This window comes from Kitasatospora sp. NPDC057512, assembly GCF_042802135.1.
Taxonomy (GTDB): domain Bacteria; phylum Actinomycetota; class Actinomycetes; order Streptomycetales; family Streptomycetaceae; genus Kitasatospora.
In genome coordinates this window covers 1-3,461 of sequence record NZ_JBHVET010000823.1, presented here as the reverse complement: position 1 = coordinate 3,461, position 3,461 = coordinate 1, and the positions used below count along the sequence as shown (strand labels likewise).

The 3,461-nt window shown below is 72.2% G+C and carries 3 protein-coding genes; 1 reads left to right on the top strand and 2 read right to left on the bottom strand.

The annotated features are described in order from the left end of the window. Positions 1 to 79 precede the first annotated feature (79 nt). Complete coding sequence (locus ACFU6K_RS34330) at positions 80 to 406, bottom strand: hypothetical protein (protein WP_380669810.1); 327 nt, start codon at positions 404 to 406, stop codon at positions 80 to 82. Continuing rightward, positions 403 to 783: an SAV_915 family protein gene (locus ACFU6K_RS34325; RefSeq protein WP_380669808.1), complete on the bottom strand. Its 381-nt coding sequence runs from the start codon at positions 781 to 783 to the stop codon at positions 403 to 405. Before ACFU6K_RS34325 ends, ACFU6K_RS34330 begins: the two co-directional genes overlap by 4 nt. A gap of 410 nt (positions 784 to 1,193) precedes the next feature. On the opposite strand from ACFU6K_RS34325, the gene ACFU6K_RS34320 reads away from it, so the two are divergent. Further along, a complete protein-coding gene (locus ACFU6K_RS34320) occupies positions 1,194 to 3,416 on the top strand; it encodes an NADP-dependent isocitrate dehydrogenase (RefSeq protein WP_380669806.1) in 2,223 nt (740 codons plus the stop codon). Positions 3,417 to 3,461 lie beyond the last annotated feature (45 nt).

The following is a 3,461-nucleotide window of genomic DNA, read 5'->3' as shown; positions in this document are numbered from 1 at the left end:
GGGGGAGGAGTGAGCGCCGTACGGGCTCCGCGCCCCGCTCCCCTGTCCGGGAGCGGGGGCGAAGCCCGTACGGGGTCGGTCACGGCACCGGGCGCAGGGTGACCGGGGCCGGGGTGAGGGCGCGCAGGACGAGGTCGATGCGCACCTTGGCGGCGCCCGCGCGGTACAGCGCGGTGGAGATCGTCCGTAACTCCTCGGGGCCGGTGCAGGCGAGGCGCAGTTCGAGGTCGGCCTCGCCGGCCAGCGCCAGGCCGCTCTGGACGGCGGGGAACTCCGCCGCGAGGCGGTCGAAGTCGAGCGGGACGGGGCCGTGGCTGATCCGGGCGATCGCGTGCAGGGCCCGGGCCGGGCGGGCCCGCCCCGCCGGGTCCGGCTCGTCCGGGACGAGCCGGAGCGGGGCGGTCACCGGTGCTGGAACCGGACGGTCGGGGCCGGGGCGGAGGCCGCCGCGGGAGCGCGGCCGGGCGGGGCGGTCCTGGACGGGGCGGTGGCGGAGGGAGCGGTCGCGGAGGGGGCCGCGACCGAGGGGGCCGCGACCGAGGGGGCGACCAGCCGCGGGTCCAGTACCAGGGTGTCGATTCCCAGCGGGGCGGTGAGGTCGCGCAGGGCGGGCTCGCCGAACTCGGTGTGGGCCTGATCGGGCCCGAGGAGGGCGGCGAGGGCCTCGGGGCTGGAGAATCCGACCGCACAGCGGCGGCCGTCGCGCAGGCGGAACAGGCGGAGTGCGGTGGTGCTTCCGGTGCCGGAGACGGTGACCGGAACGTGCCAGACGGCGCGGGCCATGCGAATGCTCCCGAGTGGGGTGGTGGTGCCTGCCGGAACTACTGCCTCGACGCTAGGTCGACCCGGCCCGGGAGGCTCCGGTCCTGACGCGCCGTTGACCGAATGGGGTCGTGCGTTGACGCACTCCTGACGTTCGGCTCACCCGAGTGGACCAAACCACTGGTCGGGCGCTCCGCTTGCCGAGCGCCCCGACCCGGACGACCGTGGAACCCGTCCCCGTCACCTCCGCCTCACGCCCCCGCCGCATCCCCGCCGCGCCCTCCGTTCCGGCTGCCGCGACGCCCCCGCGCGAGGGTCGAGGCGCCCGCCGGCCGGGCCGGTGCGAGCCCGGAAACGGGGGGAGGTGGAGTCGGAGGCCCGTGACGAGATATCTTGACGTCAAGACGTTGGAGACGTGAAGCGGAGTACCGATGACTGACTCGACCATCATCTATACGCACACCGACGAGGCTCCGGCCCTGGCGACCTACTCGTTCCTGCCCGTGGTGCAGGCGTACGCCTCGACCGCGGGTGTGCGCGTGGAGACCCGCGACATCTCCCTGGCCGGGCGGATCATCGCGAGCTTCCCGGAGCGTCTGACCGAGGCGCAGCGGATCGGCGACGCGCTGGCCGAGCTGGGTGAGCTGGCCAAGACCCCGAGCGCCAACATCATCAAGCTGCCGAACGTCTCGGCCTCGGTGCCGCAGCTCAAGGCCGCCGTCGCCGAGCTCCAGGCCCAGGGCTACGCCCTGCCGGACTACCCGGACGACCCGCAGACCGACGAGGACAAGGACGTCCGCGCCCGCTACGACAAGGTCAAGGGCAGCGCCGTCAACCCGGTCCTGCGCGAGGGCAACTCGGACCGCCGCGCTCCGCAGTCGGTCAAGAACTACGCCAAGACCCACCCGCACCGCATGGGTGCCTGGTCGGCCGACTCCAAGACCAATGTCGCCACCATGGGTGAGAACGACTTCGCGAGCACCGAGAAGTCCGCCGTGATCGCCGGTGACGGTGCGCTGCGCATCGAGCTGCTCGGCGAGGACGGCACCACCACCGTGCTGCGCGAGAAGGTGCCGGTGCTGGCCGGCGAGGTCGTCGACGCCTCGGTGCTGCGCGTCGCCGCCCTGAACGAGTTCCTGGCCGCGCAGGTCGCCCGCGCCAAGGCCGAGGGCGTGCTGTTCTCGGTGCACCTCAAGGCCACCATGATGAAGGTCTCCGACCCGATCATCTTCGGCCACGTGGTCCGCGCCTTCTTCCCGAAGACCTTCGCCAAGTACGGTGAGGTGCTGGTCGCCGCCGGTCTGAACCCGAACAACGGCCTCGGCGGCATCCTGGCCGGCCTCGACAAGGTGCCGCACCTGGGCGCCGAGATCAAGGCCTCCTTCGAGGCCGAGCTGGCCGAGGGCCCGGCCCTGGCCATGGTCGACTCCGACAAGGGCATCACCAACCTGCACGTGCCGAGCGACGTCATCGTCGACGCCTCGATGCCGGCCATGATCCGCACCTCCGGCCACATGTGGGGCCCGGACGGCAAGGAGGCCGACACCCTCGCCGTGCTGCCGGACCACAGCTACGCCGGCGTGTACCAGGCCACCATCGACGACTGCCGCGCCCACGGTGCCCTGGACCCGGCCACCATCGGCTCGGTGCCGAACGTCGGCCTGATGGCCCAGGCGGCCGAGGAGTACGGCTCGCACGACAAGACCTTCGAGATCCCGGCCGCCGGTACCGTCCGCCTGGTCGACGCCGAGGGCAACGTGGTGCTGGAGCAGGCCGTCCAGCCGGGCGACATCTTCCGCGCCTGCCAGACCAAGGACCTGCCGATCCAGGACTGGGTCAAGCTGGCCGTCACCCGCGCCCGCGCCACCGGCGTCCCGGCGGTGTTCTGGCTGGACGAGAACCGCGCCCACGACGCGGTGCTGATCGAGAAGGTCAAGAAGTACCTGCCGGAGCACGACACCACCGGCCTGCAGATCGAGATCATGTCCCCGGTCGAGGCCACCAGGTTCTCGCTGGAGCGCATCCGTCGCGGCGAGGACACCATCTCGGTGACCGGCAACGTGCTGCGTGACTACCTGACCGACCTGTTCCCGATCCTGGAGCTGGGCACCAGCGCCAAGATGCTGTCGGTCGTCCCGCTGATGGCGGGCGGCGGCCTGTTCGAGACCGGCGCCGGCGGCTCCGCCCCGAAGCACGTCCAGCAGCTGGTCAAGGAGAACTACCTGCGCTGGGACAGCCTGGGCGAGTTCTTCGCGCTGGCCGCCAGCTTCGAGCACCTGGCCACCACCACGGACAACGCCCGCGCCCAGGTGCTGGCCGACACCCTGGACCGCGCCACCGGCACCTTCCTCAACGAGGACAAGTCGCCGAGCCGCCGCCTCGGTGGCATCGACAACCGCGGCAGCCACTTCTACCTGGCCATGTACTGGGCCCAGGAGCTGGCCAAGCAGACCGACGACGCCGAGCTGGCCCAGGCCTTCGCCGGCCTGGCCGCGACGCTGACCGCGCAGGAGTCGGCCATCGTGGACGAGCTGATCGCCGTCCAGGGCTCGCCGGTCGACCTCGGCGGCTACTACCAGCCGGACCCGGCCAAGGCCGCCGCCGTGATGCGCCCGTCGAAGACCTTCAACGAGGCGCTCGCCAACCTCGGCTGAATCCAGGCGGGTTGAGGCACCGGAGGCCCCCGGGTCGGTTCGTAC

What these genes read in the sequence shown, in the direction of transcription:
- ACFU6K_RS34325 (WP_380669808.1), bottom strand. Translation starts at nt 783, where the DNA reads ATGGCCCGCGCCGTCTGGCACGTTCCGGTCACCGTCTCCGGCACCGGA.
- ACFU6K_RS34320 (WP_380669806.1), top strand. Translation starts at nt 1,194, where the DNA reads ATGACTGACTCGACCATCATCTATACGCACACCGACGAGGCTCCGGCC.